25 protein-coding genes and 2 pseudogenes are annotated in these 19,821 nt (G+C 54.0%); 8 read left to right on the top strand and 19 right to left on the bottom strand.

The features are described 5' to 3' along the window. The 15 genes and pseudogenes from EI42_RS30545 to accD all read right to left on the bottom strand — a co-directional run. Positions 1–416, bottom strand: a pseudogene (locus EI42_RS30545) (RNA-guided endonuclease InsQ/TnpB family protein); the annotation flags it as partial. Between the two features lie 614 nt (positions 417–1,030). Continuing rightward, positions 1,031–1,615 carry a hypothetical protein gene (locus tag EI42_RS30555; protein ID WP_111326581.1) on the bottom strand — a complete coding sequence of 195 codons (585 nt, stop codon included), beginning with the start codon at positions 1,613–1,615 and terminating at the stop codon, positions 1,031–1,033. Positions 1,616–1,661: 46 nt separating this feature from the next. Further along, positions 1,662–2,483: an SDR family oxidoreductase gene (locus EI42_RS30560; RefSeq protein WP_211326429.1), complete on the bottom strand. Its 822-nt coding sequence runs from the start codon at positions 2,481–2,483 to the stop codon at positions 1,662–1,664. After that, positions 2,467–3,486 carry a quinone oxidoreductase family protein gene (locus EI42_RS30565; RefSeq protein WP_137686446.1) on the bottom strand — a complete coding sequence of 340 codons (1,020 nt, stop codon included), beginning with the start codon at positions 3,484–3,486 and terminating at the stop codon, positions 2,467–2,469. The genes EI42_RS30560 and EI42_RS30565 overlap by 17 nt, the downstream gene beginning before the upstream one ends. A 60-nt stretch (positions 3,487–3,546) precedes the next feature. Continuing rightward, the gene (locus EI42_RS30570) at positions 3,547–3,882 is read right to left on the bottom strand and encodes an antibiotic biosynthesis monooxygenase family protein (RefSeq protein ID WP_111326587.1); all 336 of its coding nucleotides are present in this window, start codon (positions 3,880–3,882) and stop codon (positions 3,547–3,549) included. Beyond that, the gene (locus tag EI42_RS30575) at positions 3,879–4,214 is read right to left on the bottom strand and encodes an antibiotic biosynthesis monooxygenase family protein (RefSeq protein ID WP_111326589.1); all 336 of its coding nucleotides are present in this window, start codon (positions 4,212–4,214) and stop codon (positions 3,879–3,881) included. The genes EI42_RS30570 and EI42_RS30575 overlap by 4 nt, the downstream gene beginning before the upstream one ends. A gap of 11 nt (positions 4,215–4,225) precedes the next feature. Continuing rightward, a complete protein-coding gene (locus EI42_RS30580) occupies positions 4,226–4,546 on the bottom strand; it encodes an antibiotic biosynthesis monooxygenase family protein (RefSeq protein WP_111326591.1) in 321 nt (106 codons plus the stop codon). Beyond that, positions 4,543–5,004 (bottom strand): SRPBCC family protein, encoded by a 462-nt coding sequence (locus EI42_RS30585; protein ID WP_111326593.1) that lies wholly within the window; start codon positions 5,002–5,004, stop codon positions 4,543–4,545. The genes EI42_RS30580 and EI42_RS30585 overlap by 4 nt, the downstream gene beginning before the upstream one ends. Beyond that, entirely contained in the window at positions 4,991–5,875 is an 885-nt protein-coding gene (locus EI42_RS30590) for an MBL fold metallo-hydrolase (RefSeq protein ID WP_111326595.1), read from the bottom strand. The genes EI42_RS30585 and EI42_RS30590 overlap by 14 nt, the downstream gene beginning before the upstream one ends. Further along, entirely contained in the window at positions 5,872–6,141 is a 270-nt protein-coding gene (locus EI42_RS30595) for an acyl carrier protein (RefSeq protein ID WP_170143036.1), read from the bottom strand. Before EI42_RS30595 ends, EI42_RS30590 begins: the two co-directional genes overlap by 4 nt. Positions 6,142–6,157: 16 nt before the next feature. Beyond that, a complete protein-coding gene (locus EI42_RS30600) occupies positions 6,158–7,438 on the bottom strand; it encodes a beta-ketoacyl-[acyl-carrier-protein] synthase family protein (RefSeq protein WP_111326599.1) in 1,281 nt (426 codons plus the stop codon). Beyond that, positions 7,435–8,709 (bottom strand): beta-ketoacyl-[acyl-carrier-protein] synthase family protein, encoded by a 1,275-nt coding sequence (locus EI42_RS30605; RefSeq protein WP_111326601.1) that lies wholly within the window; start codon positions 8,707–8,709, stop codon positions 7,435–7,437. The genes EI42_RS30600 and EI42_RS30605 overlap by 4 nt, the downstream gene beginning before the upstream one ends. Positions 8,710–8,711: 2 nt before the next feature. After that, positions 8,712–9,749 (bottom strand): class I SAM-dependent methyltransferase, encoded by a 1,038-nt coding sequence (locus EI42_RS30610; RefSeq protein ID WP_170143037.1) that lies wholly within the window; start codon positions 9,747–9,749, stop codon positions 8,712–8,714. A 132-nt stretch (positions 9,750–9,881) separates the two neighbouring features. Further along, complete coding sequence (locus EI42_RS30615; protein WP_111326605.1) at positions 9,882–10,829, bottom strand: acetyl-CoA carboxylase carboxyltransferase subunit alpha; 948 nt, start codon at positions 10,827–10,829, stop codon at positions 9,882–9,884. A 6-nt stretch (positions 10,830–10,835) separates the two neighbouring features. Beyond that, positions 10,836–11,717 carry an acetyl-CoA carboxylase, carboxyltransferase subunit beta gene (accD, locus tag EI42_RS30620; RefSeq protein WP_111326607.1) on the bottom strand — a complete coding sequence of 294 codons (882 nt, stop codon included), beginning with the start codon at positions 11,715–11,717 and terminating at the stop codon, positions 10,836–10,838. 194 nt (positions 11,718–11,911) lie between these two features. Here accD and EI42_RS30625 point away from each other — a divergent pair, with 194 nt between their 5' ends. From EI42_RS30625 to EI42_RS30635, 3 genes are read left to right on the top strand one after another with little or no spacing between them, the layout of a single operon-like run. Then, complete coding sequence (locus EI42_RS30625; RefSeq protein ID WP_111326609.1) at positions 11,912–12,343, top strand: pentapeptide repeat-containing protein; 432 nt, start codon at positions 11,912–11,914, stop codon at positions 12,341–12,343. Positions 12,344–12,396: 53 nt separating this feature from the next. Next, positions 12,397–12,822, top strand: a complete 426-nt coding sequence (locus tag EI42_RS30630; RefSeq protein ID WP_111326611.1) for a lipocalin-like domain-containing protein — start codon at positions 12,397–12,399, stop codon at positions 12,820–12,822. Between the two features lie 49 nt (positions 12,823–12,871). After that, the gene (locus EI42_RS30635) at positions 12,872–13,831 is read left to right on the top strand and encodes an LLM class flavin-dependent oxidoreductase (protein WP_111326613.1); all 960 of its coding nucleotides are present in this window, start codon (positions 12,872–12,874) and stop codon (positions 13,829–13,831) included. A gap of 61 nt (positions 13,832–13,892) precedes the next feature. Here EI42_RS30635 and EI42_RS30640 read toward each other — a convergent pair whose 3' ends face one another. Then, on the bottom strand, positions 13,893–14,759 hold the full coding sequence (locus tag EI42_RS30640) for an AfsR/SARP family transcriptional regulator (RefSeq protein ID WP_111326615.1): 867 nt from the start codon (positions 14,757–14,759) through the stop codon (positions 13,893–13,895). Between the two features lie 495 nt (positions 14,760–15,254). Here EI42_RS30640 and EI42_RS32195 point away from each other — a divergent pair, with 495 nt between their 5' ends. Beyond that, positions 15,255–15,443, top strand: coding sequence for a hypothetical protein (locus tag EI42_RS32195; protein ID WP_137686447.1), 189 nt, complete (start codon positions 15,255–15,257; stop codon positions 15,441–15,443). A gap of 260 nt (positions 15,444–15,703) precedes the next feature. Here the strand turns inward: EI42_RS32195 and EI42_RS30650 are convergent, their stop codons facing one another. The 3 genes from EI42_RS30650 to EI42_RS30660 all read right to left on the bottom strand — a co-directional run bounded on the left by EI42_RS30650 (position 15,704) and on the right by EI42_RS30660 (position 16,842). Continuing rightward, positions 15,704–15,928, bottom strand: a complete 225-nt coding sequence (locus tag EI42_RS30650; RefSeq protein ID WP_170143038.1) for a LysR substrate-binding domain-containing protein — start codon at positions 15,926–15,928, stop codon at positions 15,704–15,706. Position 15,929: 1 nt separating this feature from the next. After that, complete coding sequence (locus EI42_RS30655; RefSeq protein WP_111326621.1) at positions 15,930–16,334, bottom strand: pyridoxal-dependent decarboxylase; 405 nt, start codon at positions 16,332–16,334, stop codon at positions 15,930–15,932. A 70-nt stretch (positions 16,335–16,404) separates the two neighbouring features. Beyond that, complete coding sequence (locus EI42_RS30660) at positions 16,405–16,842, bottom strand: rhodanese-like domain-containing protein (RefSeq protein ID WP_111326623.1); 438 nt, start codon at positions 16,840–16,842, stop codon at positions 16,405–16,407. Between the two features lie 1,342 nt (positions 16,843–18,184). Here EI42_RS30660 and EI42_RS30670 point away from each other — a divergent pair. The 4 genes and pseudogenes from EI42_RS30670 to EI42_RS34130 all read left to right on the top strand — a co-directional run. Then, positions 18,185–18,556 (top strand): MFS transporter, encoded by a 372-nt coding sequence (locus EI42_RS30670; RefSeq protein ID WP_111326627.1) that lies wholly within the window; start codon positions 18,185–18,187, stop codon positions 18,554–18,556. A gap of 198 nt (positions 18,557–18,754) precedes the next feature. Continuing rightward, positions 18,755–19,165: an MFS transporter gene (locus EI42_RS32200; RefSeq protein ID WP_211326430.1), complete on the top strand. Its 411-nt coding sequence runs from the start codon at positions 18,755–18,757 to the stop codon at positions 19,163–19,165. 47 nt (positions 19,166–19,212) lie between these two features. Next, complete coding sequence (locus tag EI42_RS33610; protein WP_111326631.1) at positions 19,213–19,431, top strand: hypothetical protein; 219 nt, start codon at positions 19,213–19,215, stop codon at positions 19,429–19,431. A gap of 245 nt (positions 19,432–19,676) precedes the next feature. Then, positions 19,677–19,821 (top strand): annotated as a pseudogene (locus EI42_RS34130) (vacuolar protein sorting-associated protein 35); the annotation flags it as partial.

A 19,821-nucleotide genomic window follows, 5' to 3' on the forward strand; every position in this document is an offset into this window, starting at 1 on the left:
GAGCCGATGAGGCGCAGCCGGCCAATGCCACAGCCATCTGTGAAGCGAATGTGTACCCCATCAGGATCCAGCTTCCAGCCCGTCTGCTTGTCCTCGACACTGCGACAATCGTGCTGGAACGGCAGGATAGCCCTTCTTTCCTGGTTTCTTCTGCTTGCAATGCTCATAGAAGCGGGAGATGGCAGCCCACGCCCGATCAGCGGCAGCTTGCCGGGCCTGAGAGTTGAGGGAGAGCGCAAAGGGAACTGTCTGGCCAGCACAGCGCAAGAGCGCTGCAGATCATTCCTGGAGACGCCACGTGCATCCATCCAGAGGCGCAGGCATGTGTTGCGAATGAACTGGGTGGTGCGGATGGCTTCCTCGATGGCGGCGAATTGCGCTTTCGACCCATCGAGCTTGTCTTCGTAGATCAGCATCCCTTGCTCCTTGTTCGTCCTCACTATCTTCGTGTATCCTCGCACAACGATTGTCTTCTATCAAGCGAAGGAGAACGTCCTGCCGCTTTCTGGTAAACCATTTTCTTCATATAGAAAGAAGAAATGGTCTGTTATGGTTGCGCAGACCAGCGGTGCTGACATCGCGAACACGAGGTTCGCGCAGGAAGGCCAACAATATGAGGAAACTTCTCAGGCAGAGAAGAGATTCCTCCATGATCAGACGGAGATAATAAGGGGTGGAAATGGGAGGCATAATCGGGCATACCCGAAGAGTTTTGCGCAAATGGTGTTTGCGCTGCCGCCTGCAACGCCAGTCTTGTTGAAAGGGCGTTGCAGCGACCCATAAGGGTCGTTGAGGATTGAAACTCCTTCAGTTGCTCTGAGTTGTAACGCTGTAGTATGGTTGCAGGGATAGCGCTACATAAGCTGTCACTAGTCGCAAGATAGCGGCAAAGCAAGGGGAGGGAGTAAAGGTGCAGTTTGGGGGGCGAGTCGGGAAAAGGTATGCGGGTACGGGCAGGGGCCCGGTACAACTGGTAGGAGTGGGGGTTGAAGCAGGAGGGTAAGTTGAACCGGGGCGGTCGAGGAAGTGGCTACCCTATCGGGTCAAGCTGGCGTTGCTGACTCTCAAGCTGAAGCCGTGGGTGCTGCTGTTGTCGCGTCAGACCAAGCCCGATAAGCACGAACCAGAGCGGATAGAGTACAGGAGTTGGGAGAAGAATGACTGCCACTGCTGGCAGAAAGGCCGTAAAGGAGTAGAGCACGATAATAAGTGCCAGCAAAGAGCCCACAATTTTGGTCAACAGGTCGCTACGCCATGAGGCTGCAATTATCCAGGCCCCGGCGAGAATATGGCCCCCGTAGCGCAACGAGAGAAATGTCAGTGAGGTCGGCGCATCGTTGAGTTGCATTATTTCCGTCACAACCTCGACTCCGAGCCAGCCATAACCGGCGTAGCGGACCCACTCGGGTGTAGGAAGCGCCGCGACTACCGGGAAAAGTACCAGTGCCGCCGCGATCGCCACTACCGTGCGCGGCTCTGCAATAAGTGGGGCATTCGCTACCGTAGCATCACGAATGCTCGGGATGAAGTAGGTTATCAGGTGTAGCGCGAAAAGCAGCGCTGCAAAGTAGGCAAAGAGCGCTCTGTTGATACGAAATCCCTTCTTTGTGCTCATTGAAAAACCTCCATGAGGGGGGTGAAAACGCTTCACCCCGTCAGCTCTAAACAATGCCGCCTGCTGCGCGAATGTTCTGGCCCGTAAGCCAGCCTGCTTCAGCCGACACAAGCAGCGAGACCACATTGGCAATATCTTCCGGGGTCCCCAGACGGCCGAGAGGGGTTGCCGCGCGGATCTGTTCCATACGCTCCTGATAGAGCCGCCGCTTCTCCTGCTCATCTTGAGGAAGAGACGAAGCGTCAAGCGGTCGACCTGAGGCAATCTGGTGGTGTGTGTTCCCATTGACGACGGTCACCCCGGGTGAGACGACATTCACCGTGACGCCGCGCCAGCCGAGTTCACGGGCTAACGCAATACTGAACTGTTCAATTGCCGCTTTGCTCCCAACATACGCGCCACTGGTCGGCGAACCGGTGGCGGTCATAGCCGTCGAGAGGCTTACAATGCGCCCGTTATCCGCAATATGGCGAGCCGCCTCTTGCAGTGCGAAGTAGACGCCTCTCGTAAGGTCGAACATGCTGTCATACTCAGCCTGCGTCAGCTTCGCCGTTGGCTTCAGCGTTGCCAGACCCGACGCATTGTTGACCAGAATATCAACTTTGCCAAAATGGTTCAGCGTACGGGCGAAAAGGTGGCGAATTGTTGCAATCTCGCGCAGATCCATCTGGAGTGCGAGCGCCTCCGAACCAGCTTGCTGAATCGCCTGTACCACTTCCCGTGCTAAGTCGACATTCGTGGCATAGGTCACCACAACCGCCGCCCCCTCACGCCCCAGGCGCTGCGCGATTGCCCGCCCGATCCCGCGTGTGGAGCCAGTAACAATAGTGACCTTGCCTGCCAGGGGCCGTTTACTCTCGCTCATCATGTTTTCCCTCATCGAACAGCAAAAGTACTTTACCGAACGGGCGACCATGCAACAGATGGTGCATGGCCTGCTCGGCTTCCGTAAAATGGAAGACTCGATCAATATGCGGCTGTATCCTGTTCTCCTGCCAGAGTCGGAGAATATGTTCCAGGGCCCGTGAACGCGCTTCTTGTGGAGCGAGCAGCAGATTGAACGGGCGAAGCTCAATCTTTTTGCCGATCAGCTCATAGAGCGGGATAGTTGCGTGCGGATCGCCCGAGGCATAACCAACCAGCGTCAGGGCCCTTCCCGGCTTGAGCACTGAGAGAGCCTGTGCCGTAAAGGTGCCGCCCAGCAGATCGAGCGCGACATCAACGCCGCCGGCGGCCAGGCGTGCAACTCCGGCCTGGAGAGTCTCCCGCGACAGATCGATCACATTGCGGTAGCCGAGCCCTTGCGCGTGCTCCGCTTTGAAGCTGCTCCCCGCCGTCGTAAGCGCCTCGGGGCCCCCGCTTGCCCTGACGAGCTGTACGGCGGCATTGCCCACGCCGCTGCCTATGGCAGGAGCGAGTACCACCTGAGTGGGCTCTATCTCCGGTCGGAAGCCGCCCTGTTCCAGCGCCATCCAGGCTGATTGAAAGGCAGTGCGCAGGGCTGCAGCCTCAACAAGACTCTTCCCGGGTGGAACCGGGTGTAGGTGCTGTATGTCTGCCACAACATATTCTTGCCAGACGCCACCGCAGGGGAGATGATAGCCATCACTGAAGAAGACGCGCGTCCCTTCCGGGTAGCGTCTCTCACGCGTGGCTACCACAATTCCCGCGCCCTCGTTGCCGACAACAGGCGAAGAGGGACCGAGCGGCGGTGGCACGTGGCGATACATCCCGCTGCGGATAAGGTGATCTCGCATATTGACTGCCGCTGCCGTCATTTTGACCAGTACCTGTCCTTCCTGAAGTTCGGGTAGCGGGACATGTACCGGGCGAAAAGGCGCGTTGTACGTCTCAAAGTGAATCGCTCTCATGATAAGGTACCTCTCAGCGGGCTTCTGGCTGGCAAAGCGACCAGCCAGAGAGCACAAGCACTACTCTCCTTCGGAGAGGAAGCGCGCCGCAACCCGATACGTATTAGAATCCAGGTGGAGGAAGGTTTGCTCGCCCTTCTCTCTGGTAGCCTCTATATCGTTGTCCTCGCTCGGGGCCGAGAAGGCAAGAAAAGCCTCTTCGCTCTCCCAACGGGCCACGCTCGTGATTTTCGTGCCGTCGAGGCTGGTATAGAATGTGGCCGAGAGAAACCCGGGCGCTTTGCTCACGAACTGGTTGGTATAGTCAAGGGCGAGGCGCAAAAACTCCTGCTGCTTCTCGGGCTGAACGGTAAAGACATTGATGACAACTATCGGCTCACCTGTTTGCCTGCTCATGTATTTTCCCCCTTTTCCAGGTCGGGCGTAAATTGAGCTGCGACCTGATAGCGATTATGGTCAACCCTCTCAACGAGTTGCCAGTACCTATTCATGTCGGGTTGAGCCTCGGGATGGTGGAAGAAGGCGAGAAAAGCCTCCTCGCTCTCCCACTGAGACATATTGATAACGCGGGTGCCATCGAAGCTTATCAGGAAACCGGCCCAGATGAAGCCGGGTAGCTTGCGTACGAAGCGTTCGACAAACTGTGAGGCATCCTGAAGAAACTCCTGTTGCTTTTCCGGTGTCACCGTAAAGACGTTGACGACAGTAAAGCAGTCATCCTGTAGCATTTGTTGCTCCTTTACTCTTTGGTGGGCTCGATCTGTGCGGCCGCTGTGTAGAGGTTATATTCAATCCGCTGGGTCATATGGCCGTACTGGCCCCGGTCGGCGCGTCCGCCTGGTGAGTCGAGAAAGGCGTAGAAGGCCTCCGTGCTCTCCCACTGAGCGACATTCACAACGCGACTACCGTCGAAACTGGCGTGAAAGGTGGCGGAGATGAAGCCAGGCATCTTTTTCGCCACGCGCTCAGAGAACTCGCTGACGTGATCCAGCAGCTCCTGTTGCTTGCCAGGTCGGACGGAGAACACATTTATCAGTGTGATAGGCTTGTTATCGCTCATACAGAGCCCTCCTTGAGCTGGCGTGCTTCAAGCACCTGTTTAAAGTGCTTCTGGTTCTCTTCCATGTGTGTCTGCATGCGTTTTACGACCTGCTCGTTTGTCAGTGGTGCGGCGGGGTCCAGCTCAAAATCTTGAGTCCAGGTCATGCGTACTCCATCTGCCTCCTGCTGATAGCTCCAGGTCAGATGCATATAGAGGAAGGGATACTTCGGTGTGCCACGCTGCGCAATAGCGATATGATCCTGATAGTCAAGGATGCGCCAGGAGACCCAGGTTTCCCCCTCCTCATTGGCAAGCTGAAACTCAAGCTTTTGAAAGCGACCATCACGATGGGACGAGAGTACTTTTGCCTGGCGGTACTCGTTGAAGAGTACCGGCCAGCGCTCGATATCGTTTGTAACTGCAAAGATGTCGTCCAGATCGCCTTGAATGACGATCGAAGCCTTAACCTGTGGCATGGTTTTTTTCTCCTCCCGGTAGAATAATCAGATGTTCTCGATCCAGTTCGCCGCGAGCCTCCTGCAATGCTCGCTCCAAAATGAGCCGGATGCGCCCGGCCTCAAGCCAGTCGCCCACCGGGCCGGGATCAAAGAGCGTCAGCGCCTCCTGTAACGAGAGATTGGTAGCGTGCGCCTTCCGGGCCAGTTGGAGCGCAGCAGCAAGGAAGTCGCGCATGATTCTGAGATCGTCCGCTGTGCCGATATAGCCATGTCCTGGAACAACAGTTACTGGCTGCAAAGCAAGCAGGTGGCTGAGCGCTTCTACCCAGCCCGAGATCAGGCCATGAATAGCCAGCGGCACGACGCCGAAGAAGGCCAGATCTCCAGCCAGCAGAACACGAGGCCCGGGGAACCAGACAGCCAGGTCAACGGGGGTATGAGCCGCGTGGAAGGTGAGAAGCTCGCCCGCCTGTGGTATCCTGAGATCTGGCGGCAATGGCTCCGGAAGCACCTGCGGTTGTGCGGCGAAGCGCCCTTTGAAGGCGGGCATCAGGCGATCATAGAGCGCGACAGGGTGCCCGACCGCTTGCATGATGTGGCGGGCCGTTGGGTGGGCGAAGATCTGCGCCTCAGCAAACACTGCATTGCCACCGATATGATCGATATGGTGATGCGTATTGATAACCAGATCGACCCGCGCGCCGCGCTGTTTGATTTCCGCTGCCATATGCTGCGCCATTGCAGGGAAGGTCAGAGTATCGATGACGCAGGCGCGGCCCTGCTCCAGCACAAAGCTCGCGTTAGAGACGCCCATTTCGCCCCGGCCCTGCACGCAGGCCGTAATGCCTTCCGCTACCTCATGGAGGTGCTGTTTGGGCCAGCCGCTCATGCGCTTCGCTCGCTTTCCTGTGCTATGCCCTGCCGGGCCTGGACCACGAATTGCACGATATCGGAAACTGTAGTGCAGTGGCGGAACTGCTCGGCGGGAAGCGCGATCCCGAACGTTTTCTCCAGTTTGATCGCGATATCCACCATCTCAATGGAATCGATGCCGAAATCATCTTGCAGATTTGTTTCGGGCGAGAGTATGGCCTTGCTGCCAATATGCTCTTGCAGCAGTTCGATAACCTGTTTCTGTATGGTTTCCAGATTCATAAGCAGACCGGTCCTTTCATAGCGGTTTTTCATAGCGTTTGAGGACTAACGAAACATTGGTACCGCCCATGCCCCGGGCATTTAGCAGGCAGGCTGACAGATTGCTCGCGGCACGCGGGACACGCGGAACATAGTCAAGGTCGCATTCTGGTGCGGCCTGATCCAGGTGCAGGGTAGGCGGGATGGTTTGATGCCTGAGTGCCAGCAGGGCAAGCGCCAGATCAACGGGCAGGGCTGCACCGAACAGGTTCCCGAAGGCGGATTTAGGTGTACTGACCGGGATCCGGTGCGCGTGTTTGCCGAAAGCCTGATGAATGGCGCGCGTCTCAGAAACATCTTCGGCGGGAACAGCTGAGCCTGCCGCGAAAGTGCAGTCGATATCGCCCGGTTGCAAACCCGCCCGCTGGAGCGCTGCCAGCATTGTTTCTGCGTATACTCTGCCATCGGGTGCAGGCTGGATAAAGTCGTAGCCGTCGTGGGTAGTGGCCCAACCAGCCAGCTCCCCGAGGATCGTCGCGCCCCGGTGGTGGGCATCTTCGGCACGTTCCAGCACAAAGAACGCAGCTCCCTCGGCGGGAACGAGGCCATCATGCTGACGGTCAAAGGGACGATAGGCCGTGTATGGATTCTGGCTTGCCTGCCGTGACATCAGTCCAGAGGTCTCATAGCAGAGTGCGGCATAGGGCGAGAAGGGTGCTTCCGTGCCGCCGGCAATCATAATATCGACTTTGTGCTGCAAAAGGCAGTGAAGCGCGTGTACCAGCGCATGGCCCCCGCTGGCGCGGTCGGAGAGGAAGGTACGGCCCACGCCCTTGATGCCATACTGAATCGAGATGTTACCCTGGACAGCGGCGGGAAACCAGGCAATCGCCATATAGGGACTGACGGCCTGAGGTCCATGCTCCCAGAGATTCTGCAACTCACGCTCGGCAAACTCCCAGCCGCCCAGATTGTTGCCAACCGTAATACCCACACGGTGGCTTCTGGCCTCGTCCTGGCCCCATACGGGCCGGTTGTTCTCAAGCAGAAGGCCGGCCTGAGTCAGTGCTTGCTGAACTGCGATCAGCGCGAAGACCGAGAAGCGGTCCATCTTGCGCAACTGACGGCGGCTATAGTAGCGCTCCGGGTCAAAATCGATCAGTTGGCCGCCGGCACGGCACTGAATATGAGCGGTCTCAAAGGAAGTCAGGGCTGTCAGGCCGCTCTTGCCTGCCTGGACGCTGTCCCAGAGGACATCAGGACCAACGCCATAGGGGGAAACGACTCCCATACCAGTAACGACAATCTGTGCAGTCATAGTGCTCTCTCCGGTGTACCCATAATCAATGCCGCATGCAGGCCGGAAAAGCCACTCGCGGTGGTCAACAGGTAGCGGATCGGCTGCGCGCGGCCTCCGTCGCTGACATAATCAAGGTCGCATGCAGGGTCGGGCTCATCCAGGTTGATCGTGGGATGAATATACTGGCGTTGCAAGCTCAGAGCGCAGGCCACAATCTCGACAGCGCTGGCGGCTGCAAGGGCGTGACCGAGCATAGATTTTGTTGAATTGATCGGAATGGAGCGGGCATGTTCGCCGAGCGCGGTTTTGAGCGCGCTCGTTTCGCGCACGTCGTTCTGTGGCGTTGAGGTGCCATGTGCGTTCACAAAGTCGAGCTGATCCGGCTCCATGTGGGCGCATTGCAGTGCTCCCTGCACCGCGCGTGCCAGGTCGCGCCCCTCAGGTGACATATCGGTCATGTGGGTTGCATGCTCGGTGACATCCCAGCCGAGAAGCTCGGCATATATGGGCGCGTTACGGGCGCGGGCGTGTTCCAGCTCCTCAAGAACAACGATGCCGCAGCCTTCCGAGAGCACAAAGCCATCTCGCCCGCGGCTGAATGGGCGAGACGCCCGCTTCGCGGTCTGGCAGTGCGAGAGGCAGTTGATGATATCGAAAGCTGCAATCGTAATCGGGGTAATGGGAGCTTCAGAGGCGCCGGTAATGATAAGATCCTGTTCTCCGCAGGCGATTGCATCGTAGGCGTAGCTGATGGCGTCGGTCCCACCGATACAGCCTGTTGAGAGCGTGCTACATTCACCCTGTAAGCCATACCGTGCCGCCACTGCCAGCGCGGCGGAATTGCCCATAGCGGCGCTATAGAGGAAGGGCGAGACGCCCTGTGTGCTCAGGGGTTTCTTCCCTTTATTGGTAAGCTTTGCGTATTCTCGGTCGAGCATCTGCGTTCCACAGATGGCTGTTGCCAGGATCACGCCGGCGCGGGTTCGTGCGATTGTGGAAAAGTTCAGCGCGGCATCCTGTACCGCTTCATGGCTGGCTGCCAGGGCAAATTGCAGAAAGCGGTCGGCGTGATGATAGGCGAGAGGGACCGCTGCTTCATTCAGGCGGAAGTCGGCAGCCTCACAAACGACCCGAGCGCGCATCTGGTGATATCTGAAGAGGTCACAACAGGTGACTTGATCGAGCGTCACTTCTCCCGAGACGCCCTGGATCAGGTTCTGCCAGAACGCTTCCTTGCCGACTCCTACAGGGGAGATGACGCCTAAACCGGTAATAACGACTCTGCGCATAGTTAGATGCCTTCTTTCTGTGCAAGAAACACCGGAAATGGAGCGATGGAGTCAACACGTTGCACGTGGACAAAACCGCTCTGTTTGAGCCATGCTTCAATCTCTGTACAGGTGCGGATGCGGCCCCCGGCGCTATTGACCAACATCGAGAGATCAAGCATTACTGCTGTGGCGTTGAGCGTGCTTTCCCCTTCCTCGCGAAAGAAAACATCAGCAAGCAGCAGTTTTCCACCTGGCTGCAAGCACCTGGAAGCCTTGTGAAGGAGCGCTTGCGTTCGCTCATCGCTGATAAAGCGGCTGACATGGCCCAGGAAAACGATGTCAGCAGGTTCATACTCGATCTGCTCTATATCTGCCTCCCGCCATCTGAAGCGGTCGGTCAGGCCCAGTTCCTCTGTATAGCGCTGGCCCTGCCGGGCAACCGTCGGTAGATCGATGGCTGTGACCTGAGCGGAAGGGAACTGCTGCACCAACGCAATGCTCCAGGGGGCACAGCCCGCACCTAGATCCAGTATCTGGAGCGGGCGCTCTCGTTCCACCGCTGAGACGAGCAGGGGGATGGCCCGCCGGGCAATGGGATAGATGAGCGGAAAAAGATCGCGCACGCGGGGTGCAAAGAAGGTTTCGGCAGTTGCAGGAGAGCCGAGATCACGGTAGGGGTGTGCGCTTTGCACGGTCTGATCCAGCGCCAGCCAGGCCGGGATATAGTCCAGCATTGCGAGTGTATCCCCGCCGAGATAGGACGACTTTCCCTCAACGAGAAAGTGGAGCGCGGGAGCGGTCAGGCGGTAGCGCTCCGCTTCTTGCTCCACGAGCCCGAGGGTGATCAGGCCCCGGAGCAAGCGGCGTGTCGCTTCTGGCTCCGTGCCAGCGGCTGCAGCAAGCTCTCCGACGGTCAGGCTTTGCTCGTCGATGAGCGTAAAGAGGCGCAGCCGTACCGCCGCTATCAGTATGGCGGTTTGCGCAAAAGCGTAGTTGAGATCAAGCAGTGGTTTGGGATTAAGCCCTTCTGCCCTCTGCTGAGAAGGTATAGAGTGCATATATTCCCCCGGTGCCAGAGAAGAATTGAAATGTACAGTTTTATCGCTTTTATTTTGCATCAGAAACAGGAAGACCGAATATGTTGTAACATGCCTGGTTTACCTTCCAATTACCAGAAACTTTCCTGACGCTTAAGGGGTTGTTATGGGCCTGATCAAGCGATACTTCGCGTAGCGCTGTTTCACCAGCGTATCTATGGGAACTGCGCGCAGTTCTGCGAGATGCTTGAGCAGGGCTGCTTTGAGATGGCGAGCCGCCGCCGCGTGATCCTGATGTGCGCCGCCGAGAGGCTCGGGTACAATATCGTCAATCAGATGTAACGCCAGGAGATCCCGCGCCCTGATCTTCATGGCCTCGGCGGCATCGGGTGCAAAGGCGTTATCGCGCCAGAGGATCGAGGCTGCTGCTTCCGGAGCCGCAACGGTGTAAATGCTGTGCTCAAGCATCAGGATGCGATCTGCAAGGCTGATGGCCAGCGCGCCCCCGCTGCCGCCTTCTCCGATGACGACTGCGAGAATTGGTATGCACAGCGCGGACATCAAGGCGAGGTTGGCAGCGATCGCTCCTGCCTGTCCGTTGGCCTCGTCTTCCAACCCGGGAAAAGCGCCGGGCGTATCGATCAGACAGACGAGCGGGAAGCGAAACTTCTCTGCAAGTCTCATTAGCCGATACGCTTTACGATAGCCGGCGGGATGCGGCATACCAAGATTGCAGGCCTGTTTCTCTTGTGGGCTCCGCCCTTTCTGGTGGCCGATAAGCATAACTGTCGTTTCATCCAGGTTTGCCAGCCCTGCCAGGATCGCCTGATCATTGCTCTGTAAGCGATCTCCGCGCAGCTCGTAGAACTCCTCACAGATGTGTTGGATGTAATCGCGGGTGTAGGGTCGCAGCTTGTGTCGGGCAACCTGCACGGTCTGCCAGGGTGAAAGGTTGCTGTAAAGACGCTGTGTTGCTGCTGCGAGCTCTGTCATAAGGTGCTCAAGCTGCTTTTGTCTATGCGGGGCGGGCTGCTGTTGCAGCTCAGTAATGCGCCGGGCAAGCTCACGCAGGGGTTGTTCAAACGGCAGGTCGAATTGCATGATACTTTATCTTCCTTTATTGCCAACAATCTGCAAGGGTTTGCTGTCCCGCCTCTCTATCGTTGACTGGAAAAGGCGAAGCAGCCTGCCCAGGGTTGAGCGTAGCTCTCGTCGATGGATCACGGCGTCAATGTGGCCGTGTTGCAGGGCATATTCTGCGGTGACCGCGCCTTTTGGGAGCTTGACATGCATGAATTGCTCGATGACACGCGGTCCGGCAAAACAGATCAGGCTGCCAGGTTCTGCAAGCGTGATATCCCCAAGCATGGCGTAACTGGCAGTAACGCCCCCGGTCGTCGGGTCGGTCAGGAGACTGATATAGGGAAGCCCTTCCTGCCCGAGGCGAGCCAGAGCTGCAGCGGTTTTGGCCATCTGCATCAAGGAGAACAGCCCTTCCTGCATGCGTGCGCCACCCGAGGCGGAGACGATAAGTACCGGAAGCCGCCGCTCTATGCCGAGTTCGATCGCGCGCGTGATTTTCTCCCCTGTAGCGGCTCCCATACTGCCACCGATAAAATGGAAGTCCATGACCGCCAGGGCCAGAGGGGAACCCTCTATACGTGCATGACCGCTGATAACCGCATCGCCTGAGCCCACTTTCTGGCGCTCCTGAGCGAGCTTCTGTGCATACGACTGTTCTCGGCTGACAAAATGCAGTGGGTCGGCAGAAATGATATCCCTGTCGATTTCTACAAAGCTGCCCGGATCAGTGAGAAGCTCGACTCTCTCTCTGGCGGTCATCCTGAAATGGTGATTGCAAGTAGGACAGACCTTCAGGTTCCGTTGACAGTCCTTCGTATAGAGAATGCCTTTGCATTCAGGACATTTGATAGCTAGATCTCCGGGTATGTTACGTTGCTGTTTCTGTGCTTTTGTGTGCTGAAACATAGATGTCTCCTGTTGGTCGCGCAATCTAAGAAGTACGCCATTCCAACGACCTCTTGCCTTTAACGATACCCCGGGCTACTTTCCAGGAGCTTACAAAGGGGATACCGGCAGATTACCGGGTCATGTAAGTCGGGGGTAAGCGCGGGAAGAGATACTCTGTAGTAGAGAGCGTTTGTCTGTAGAGGAGGAATGAAATGGCAAATGAAGAGCATGCGGCGCTTCTCGCCCGGGGGGTGCAGCGGTGGAATCGCTGGCGCGAGGAGCATCCTGAGCTTATCCCTGATCTTTCAGGGGTGGATCTGAAATGGCGAGACTTGCAAGGCATCAACTTCCAGGCGGCGGATCTACGAGGAACCCTGCTGAACGGCGCTGATTTAGAGGGGGCGAATCTGACGCAGTGTGATGCCCGTGGGGCCGACTTCAGCAAGGCGAACCTGTACAGGGCCCGCCTGGATCGGGCAAATCTGCAACAGGCGGATCTTTATAAGGCTGATCTAAGTCTGGCCGGACTGTATTGCACAGATTTGCGCGGAGCCGACCTGAGCAATACGGTTTTTCTGGATGAGGATCTTGAATTTGCTCTCATCGAAGAGCCTTCCCTTACCATATCGGTAAGTGGCGGGTAAGTGAAGTGGGGTATCCTGTCGCCGGGGAATGGAATTAAGGAAGGAAGAAGTGAATGACTGCCGAGACGCTTGTTGGAACGTGGCGCTTACTCTCGTTTGAGATCAGGAGCGCAAACGGGCAGATGGTCTATCCTCTGGGTCAGGATGCTGTGGGCTACCTCGTCTACACTGCCGATGGATATATGTTCCTGGCAATGATGCGGGCAGACCGTCCGCATTTTGCCTCAGATGATCCCGGCAAGGCGACGCCGGCGGAGAAACTTGCAGCCTCCGACTCCTATATGACGTACTGTGGCACCTATCATTATCAGGACAACACGGTTATTCACCATGTTGAACTGAGTCTTTTTCCCAACTGGAAAGGTACGCATTTTGAGCGTATTGTGGAGTTTGATGATAACAGGCTCATTTTGAAAACGGCTCCTCAATTGGTTTTTGGTGCCTGGCAGACGGGTTATCTCATCTGGACGAGAGCCTGAGAACTTGCCAGTCTGTGTATTCTATCAAGATAGAGAGAAAGGAACCTGCATGGAACAGAAGAAAACAGCCTCACTGGGTGAGCGTATTGGCATGACGATTTTTGCCATGACGCCTACTTCTCTAGTAAGCACGCTGACAGAGCTTGACGAGACCGGTGTAGATCATGTCTGGGTCCCTTTTGGTCCTCCCTGGAGTGCGGATCTGGTGACCGTCCTCTCTGCCGCGGCCGCGCGTACCAGTCGTCTGAAGCTAGGTACAGCTATTGTGCCGGTCTATTCGCGTCACCCGGTGCTGCTGGCATTGCAGGCCCTCAGCTTTGAGCATCTAGCCCCGGGCAGGCTGCGCCTCGGTGTGGGTGTGGGCTCGCCGGAACTGGCAAAAATCATCTACGGAGAAGAGATGGAGCCAGCACTTTCCTACTTGCGCGAATACGTGCAGGTGTTGCGCCCGCTTTTGACAGAAGGCTCGGTCAAACATAAAGGGAAATTCTTCACGGCAGAGGTCTCGCTTCATGCCACCACGCAGATCCCCATTTATGTTGCAGCACTCGGTCCGAGTGCCTTCCGTCTGGCCGGCGAGATCGCTGATGGCGTGCTACCGTATATGAGCCCCGCTCACTACCTGCTTGAGAAGGCTCTGCCAGCCTTACAAGAGGGGGCTTCTGCGGCGGGGCGTCCCCGTCCGCCAGTGATAGCCCATGTACCGGTGGCTTTGACAAAGGATCGAACGGCGGCCCTGGAGGCGGGACGCAAGGCGGTAAAGATTTATACAACATACCCTGTGTATCGTAATATGTTTTTCGCTGCCGGTTTCTCCGAGGTGGAAGTAGATGCTGTGGCTGATACGCTGCTGGAGCGCCTGCTGATCTTTGGAGACGAAGATACGGTCGGGAAGCGCTTGCAAGAGCTGCTCGCTCAGGGGCTGGATGAGTTGACGGTTGGACCGGTGGCGGTTGTCGATGCGGCTGAAGAGAGGCAGCGGCTTGCCCGATTGATCGGGCAACTGTAAACAAAGAGCCCGGGAAAGAAAAGAGCCTACCTCGTTGTAGCGCTCTTTTTCTTTCCCGATGTCAGGAGATGCTCGCTTTGATCTCGCGCCCTTGCAGGATGCGCAGGCGCAGGCGCTCAAGCTCCTGGCCAGGAGAAACGCCGAGATCTCTTTCTAATTTCGCCTGATAGTCTTCCAGGCAGCGGAGAGCAGCGGCAACGTTGCCACGCTGTGTATAGACGGTTGCAATTGCATATATTGCCTGTTCATAGTAAGGGTTGAGGTGAAGAGCCTGATAGGCGTAGCCAAGTGCCTCATCAAGCTCGTTTTTTTCCTGGCAGTGAACGATTAGCCAGCGAAGTGCTTCAAGAAACAGATGTTCGTACTGGGAGCGGAAGGGTTGGAAGCAATCTTCATAGATAGCCTCGGGCATAAATCCCGGCTCGCAGTACTCCACAACCTTACGGTAATGTGCTTCGGTCTGGGGAAGGTTGCCCTGACGCTCGAACTGGCGGGCCTGGGTTGAAAGGTGCTCCACTGCACAAACGTCGGTCCACCAGGAGCTATTTTTCTCAAGCCAGTAGAAATTGTGCTCGTCACGCCGGATGTAGGATGACTTCTGCCCCCGGATAAGATCAGGCTCAAGGAGACGGCGCAGGTAATGAATCGTGACATGCAGGTTTTTCATGGCGGTGTCCGCAGGGAGATCTTTCCAGAAGAGGTCAATCAACTGGTCAGCGGAAAACAGTTTCCCCTGATTCAGAATCAGCCATTGCAAGAGCAGCTTGGCCTTACTCCTGCGCCAGCGGTCCTCTACGATCGGTCTGTTATTGCGAAACACCCGGAATTGTCCGAACAGGTAGGCTCTATAGAGTGATTGGTATTCTCGTTCACGTGGATGGGTGAAGACCTCTTGATGGCAGCTTTCTAGCAATCTTTTTGAATGCATAAGAAAAAGCTCCTTTTGCCGCAGAATAGAGTTCCATAAGAAACGATGTATTCTTAATAGATGACGCTGAACATTGTTATTTTTCTCCTATCTTCATTAATGACTATAAAAAGGTGTATATACCTTCTTTCTTTTCAATTCAATAATAAGCAAACGTGCATGTTATATCTGGTGTTTTGCTTTTCTTGGCAGTGAGTTCCCTCCATTATTTTTATATACTTTCTTGTATACCTGAAGTAATAGCGGACTTTGTATTGTGTGGTACCAGGAAATGCTATAGACATTTCCCTTTGTTCGATACTATATTACTGCAATAAAAATAAGATTACAAGTGAAAAAGAGGAAAACAAGTTTATCCCTGTCTCTCCGTATGAAAGATCATTTTATTGTTCTCTGCAGTCCATTTATACGTGTTTTTTCGTTGCTGTTGACATGTATACCTGCTTCAGAGAATAGTTGTCATACGCGGCTGCAACACCATAATGCCGCTTTCTGGTGTCGCCCAGCTATGACGCAATGATAGAACTGGGACGCGGCAGGGCGCTGGCGCTAGCGGAAATGAATCGGCGGCTCGGCTTTGATAAAAGCTGGACCAGTCGGGCTGTTGAACAAGCTGGTGTGGGAAGGGCTGATGCAGAAAGTTCAGAGGCAGCACGACCGCCGCACTATCAGGTCTTACCCTGACCGCTCAGGGGAAAGAGTGCTGAAGCGAGATCTGAACGCGTTAACTGCGCGCGCTTTCGAGCATATCCTGACAGAGAAACAAGCCCAGCACCATTTGTTCATCAAAGGCGCGATGCACCTCAAAGAGTTCTTTGCCGAGAGGCGTGAGACGGAAGAAGATCTCTTTTTTGTTGGTTGGCAGAGATTCTTGGGGAATGAGGTCTTTGGCGACTAACCTCCGCTGTGAAAATGGCTGCAATTGCGGTATCAGCAGGGCCTCTTCAGGATTCCATATCTGGAGTCAGCAGACCCAGCAAGCACTGAAATGCTTGAGAGTGCCACTTGTTTTGCAGGTATATTACCTGAGTATAGAGATTGCTCTCGTGAATGAACGGGATCGCCTGGAGCTTTCCCTGTGCGACTTCTTGTTGCACCGCCATGTGTGGTAAGAAGGCGATGCCCAGGCCGCGCATGACGCATTGCTTGATGACTTCGAGGCTGCTCAATTCATATGGTGAATGTTGCGTGGAGCGCCTGAGGATCAAGGCCCAGCATTTGCGCAAAGCACTGCAAGGTCAACTGCTCCAGCTCGATAGCGGCGGGTGCATGTGACCAGACAGCAAGTTGTGGATTGTAAAGGGCTACAAGAGTATCTGCAATGATGCTGGCCTGAGAGACGCTCGGGTTGAAAAGGCCGAAATAGCGGGGGTGAGTAACGTGAACCGTCCAGGTACGGAGCAGGCGCATCACCTCTTCTATAAGCTCTTCCAGGGGAATCGGTGCTGCAAAAGAGTAGCGGCTCTTCAGTTCTGCTCTGATCTCCTCCGGGCTCACAAGTGGCGAGACGCGCAAAGTGCGGATATCACGCGGAAAACTTTCGAGTTCATGTATCAGTTGGGACCAGATTGACATTGATATCCCTCTTTCTCCTTTCAAGTACAGCTTCGGCTAAGAAAGAAACGATTCTTTATAATATCTGCTCCTAGTTCACAAGTGGCGCTTGCTCTCCGAGCGTTCCTTCAACCTCTCCTCCCTCGCGGCGCCAGTATTCAAGGCCGCCGATCATCTCTTTTACCTGGAAGCCCAGGGCGCTCAATCTTACGGCTGCCTTTGTAGCGGCATTACATCCAGGTGACCAGCAATAAACAATGAGCGGTTTCTCTTTAGAGAGATGAGCTGTCGATGCAGCGGTGATTTTCCGGTATGGTAGATTGATAGCCCCTGGAATATGGCACTCCTCAAAATCCTGAGCGCTACGAGCATCAACCAGAAGAAAACTCTGCTGTCCCCGTTGTAGATCAAGCCGAACATCGGCAGCGTCTGTTTCTACAGAGAGTTTGGTGAGAAAGTGGTGGTATGCCTCTTCGGGTTTTGCTGCAGGCGTTTCCAGAACAAGGGAAAAGTGTGAAGTGGTTGTCATATCTTTCACTCCTTTGATGATTGTGTACAGGTTACGTGTACTGTATCATAGTTTGCCCGATCAGTGTTAGCTATAGTTTTTGATTGGAAAGATCAACAATATTGATAGTAAGAGCGATTCAGACGACGAGATTGCAGGGAGAGAGTTTTTGTCTTGATGTTTCTCTATTTTTGGATATATCCTTTTTACTGTACTTACATTAGAAGTAAGGGAATATGGTAAAAGACAGCTTTATGTATACTCTGTTTTTACAGCCAGAAAATCGCTTCCTGGTGACCCTGCTTGATAGAGTATAGCTCAGTTTTTAGCAGTATTTCCTGTACCATTCTCCCCTACTCTTATTGCTATATGTAGCTTCCCTCTCGCTCTGGTTCAAGGAGTCTTTTTAAAACAGCTATTCTCATCTCTTTTGATCTTCTGCACCATTGTGTGGTATATTCGATATTGAGTAAAAGAGCGTGTGAGAGTGAAATATTGTTATACGAGCTTTCAGCCAACGACTTTCACCGGGTCTAACCGATTGTAAAAGAACTTGCTTTTATGCGGCGATTGACGCGCTTCTTGCCGGGACTATTCCTGGTAGAGTCTGGGTCGATGACAAGTAGAGGCCCGGTGTAGCCTTTATCTGGAATAAGATTTGAAGGAGCTGTGGTATCGCTCGACAAAGCTGTTCATTTCAGGATACTGTGGCGGGCAGATAGTGGACTGTCCCACACAGAGCAGAAAGCACACAAGACCGAAGGGATATCGCGCCCAGAGGCCGAGCCTACCCACCGAGGATCCCGATCACAGGTGAGCATGAGAGGTAAGCCATAGCGTTGCAAGAAGGCCACCCCCGCTTCAAAGGCCGTCGGGGCATGGAAGTCGTTGCACGCCACCGCTTCCAACTGCAGCGAGGTGCCTACAACAAGAACATGGGGCACTTCGACCACATGCACTCGCTTCTCATCGACTTCTGTTAGGAGAAGACCGACGTCTTTGTGCGTCGATTTGGACCGCTTCAAGCAGCTTCCGGTGAGGGAAGTCGCGCTTATGAGCAAACTCTGACTTGACGAGTGATGGTGCTGCCCAATATTCCCAAATCCATAGATGAGAAGAGGACAGTTTATTTAAAAAGTAAGAAATATCAGCAAGGGATACCTCCTGGGAAGAAATATATTTCTCTTTGAGTTGATTGTAGATGTTCTTTTTTATTTTGCTATATTTTACTGATTTGATTTTTATACTTTAAAGTTAAGAACTTACTGTTAAGTTGTATGAAAAAATAAAAAGTGACCCAGATAAACAAAAGAAAGGCTCACTTTACCAAATTTTTTAACCTTTAGAAGGAGGAAAAAGTGAAATGGATTTCAAGGGACTCTGGCACACCTTCAATCACAACAGCGATTTTAAGAAGTTCTGGTTTGGGCAAACAGTATCAAATCCAGGAAGTTCTTTAAGTCTTTTCGTTTTCCCGTTGCTGATATTTGAATTGACACATTCAGCAATGAATCTCGCTCTCTCTACTGCTGTCACCTATCTGCCTTACCTGCTTTTTGGCCTGTTCATTGGTGCTTGTGTAGACAGGCTCAACCGTAAAAAGCTGATGATTATTGCAGACCTTGCTCGAATAATCTGCCTCGGCTCTATCCCGGTGTTATTTTCACTACATCTTCTCTCTCTGGTGGATTTATGCAGTCATCTGTGCGAACTCTACCTTCACAATCATCTTTGATGCGGCACAGTTCGCTGCTATTCCGAGCCTTGTCTGCAAGGATCATTTAGTTGTTGCAAATGGGCGTATCCAGGCTAGCTATTCAGCAGCAACTATTCTAGGGCCGATTCTCGAGGCTTGCTTCTAACCTTTCTGTCTGCCCCCCTCATTGTACTTTTTGACGCATTTTCATTTCTTATTTCAGTGGTATCATTGCTGTTGATCCGCACTGAGTTTAATGCATCGAAGAGCAAGGTATCCGACCAGAGTATTTTTACAAATATCAAAGGGGGGCTGAGCTATGTTGTGTGCCACCCGATCTTAAGAGCCATTTCTATCATGATGGCATTGGCCAATATCGTATTTACGACTGCAAACACACAGCTTATTCTCTTTGCCAAACAAAGCCTCCTTGCGAAGGATACACAAGTTGGTTTCTTTTACTCAGCTGCCAGTATCGGTGTCGTGATCCTCTCGTTATCTGCGGGACTTTTCCGAAAGCGATGGCCATTTAGTACCGTAGCTCTTGGTGCTTTGATGTTGCGGGGGCTGTTCATTATTGTTTTTGCCTGGGTAAGCTGGTACTGGGGCAATCTGCTCCTTTGGATGTTCTGTTCAATATCAATGTGAATAGTTTGCGTCAAGCAATAGTCCCGAATTATCTGCTTGGACGAGTGATGACAATTGCGTTCGTGTTTGCCTGGTCTGCTATTCCCATTGGCGCGCTCGTTGGAGGTGCTCTGGTTGAACGGACTGGAAATATTAAGCTTATCTATGGAGGAATAGGTATCTTGACCTTTCTTATTCCTCTCGTTTTTTCTTTTACGGCATTGGGAAAGGCTGAACGATACATGCCCAAAGGAGAAGACTCTGAAGTAGATGCAGGTACTTGGTAGAGCCTTGCAGGAAGCTCACATTATACAATGTATCTCTTTTTTTATTCTGAGTGAAAAGATTACATCCTTGGAGGCTGAAAAAAAGAAAAAAGTCTTACCAAAAAGCGGCAGAAGGCCCCTGGCTTCAGCCAGGGGGATGGATGGCGCAGGAAGCCATCAGAGTCAGAACGTTCCCCTTCGCTTGACAGAAGACAATCGTTGTGCGAGAATACACGAAGACAGTGAGGACGAACAAGGAGCAAGGGATGCTGATCTACGAAGACAAGCTCGATGGGTCGAAAGCGCAATTCGCCGCCATCGAGGAAGCCATCCGCACCACCCAATTCATTCGCAACACATGCCTGCGCCTCTGGATGGATGCACGTGGCGTCTCCAGGAATGATCTGCAGC

This window comes from Thermosporothrix hazakensis (assembly GCF_003253565.1).
Lineage (GTDB): Bacteria > Chloroflexota > Ktedonobacteria > Ktedonobacterales > Ktedonobacteraceae > Thermosporothrix > Thermosporothrix hazakensis.

Bases quoted from the DNA above. Each gene is read 5' to 3' on its own strand.
- EI42_RS30630 (WP_111326611.1), top strand. From the start codon at position 12,397: ATGACTGCCGAGACGCTTGTTGGAACGTGGCGCTTACTCTCGTTTGAG.
- EI42_RS30660 (WP_111326623.1), bottom strand. From the start codon at position 16,842: ATGACAACCACTTCACACTTTTCCCTTGTTCTGGAAACGCCTGCAGCA.
- EI42_RS30560 (WP_211326429.1), bottom strand. From the start codon at position 2,483: ATGATGAGCGAGAGTAAACGGCCCCTGGCAGGCAAGGTCACTATTGTT.
- EI42_RS30655 (WP_111326621.1), bottom strand. From the start codon at position 16,334: ATGTCAATCTGGTCCCAACTGATACATGAACTCGAAAGTTTTCCGCGT.
- EI42_RS30670 (WP_111326627.1), top strand. From the start codon at position 18,185: ATGGATTTCAAGGGACTCTGGCACACCTTCAATCACAACAGCGATTTT.
- EI42_RS30555 (WP_111326581.1), bottom strand. From the start codon at position 1,615: ATGAGCACAAAGAAGGGATTTCGTATCAACAGAGCGCTCTTTGCCTAC.
- EI42_RS30575 (WP_111326589.1), bottom strand. From the start codon at position 4,214: ATGCTACAGGATGACTGCTTTACTGTCGTCAACGTCTTTACGGTGACA.
- EI42_RS30615 (WP_111326605.1), bottom strand. From the start codon at position 10,829: ATGCAATTCGACCTGCCGTTTGAACAACCCCTGCGTGAGCTTGCCCGG.
- EI42_RS30640 (WP_111326615.1), bottom strand. From the start codon at position 14,759: ATGCATTCAAAAAGATTGCTAGAAAGCTGCCATCAAGAGGTCTTCACC.
- EI42_RS30565 (WP_137686446.1), bottom strand. From the start codon at position 3,486: ATGAGAGCGATTCACTTTGAGACGTACAACGCGCCTTTTCGCCCGGTA.
- EI42_RS30595 (WP_170143036.1), bottom strand. From the start codon at position 6,141: ATGAATCTGGAAACCATACAGAAACAGGTTATCGAACTGCTGCAAGAG.
- EI42_RS30635 (WP_111326613.1), top strand. From the start codon at position 12,872: ATGGAACAGAAGAAAACAGCCTCACTGGGTGAGCGTATTGGCATGACG.
- EI42_RS30580 (WP_111326591.1), bottom strand. From the start codon at position 4,546: ATGAGCGATAACAAGCCTATCACACTGATAAATGTGTTCTCCGTCCGA.
- EI42_RS33610 (WP_111326631.1), top strand. From the start codon at position 19,213: ATGACAATTGCGTTCGTGTTTGCCTGGTCTGCTATTCCCATTGGCGCG.
- EI42_RS30605 (WP_111326601.1), bottom strand. From the start codon at position 8,709: ATGCGCAGAGTCGTTATTACCGGTTTAGGCGTCATCTCCCCTGTAGGA.
- EI42_RS30585 (WP_111326593.1), bottom strand. From the start codon at position 5,004: ATGCCACAGGTTAAGGCTTCGATCGTCATTCAAGGCGATCTGGACGAC.
- EI42_RS30610 (WP_170143037.1), bottom strand. From the start codon at position 9,749: ATGCACTCTATACCTTCTCAGCAGAGGGCAGAAGGGCTTAATCCCAAA.
- EI42_RS30625 (WP_111326609.1), top strand. From the start codon at position 11,912: ATGGCAAATGAAGAGCATGCGGCGCTTCTCGCCCGGGGGGTGCAGCGG.
- EI42_RS30600 (WP_111326599.1), bottom strand. From the start codon at position 7,438: ATGACTGCACAGATTGTCGTTACTGGTATGGGAGTCGTTTCCCCCTAT.
- EI42_RS30570 (WP_111326587.1), bottom strand. From the start codon at position 3,882: ATGAGCAGGCAAACAGGTGAGCCGATAGTTGTCATCAATGTCTTTACC.
- accD (WP_111326607.1), bottom strand. From the start codon at position 11,717: ATGTTTCAGCACACAAAAGCACAGAAACAGCAACGTAACATACCCGGA.
- EI42_RS30590 (WP_111326595.1), bottom strand. From the start codon at position 5,875: ATGAGCGGCTGGCCCAAACAGCACCTCCATGAGGTAGCGGAAGGCATT.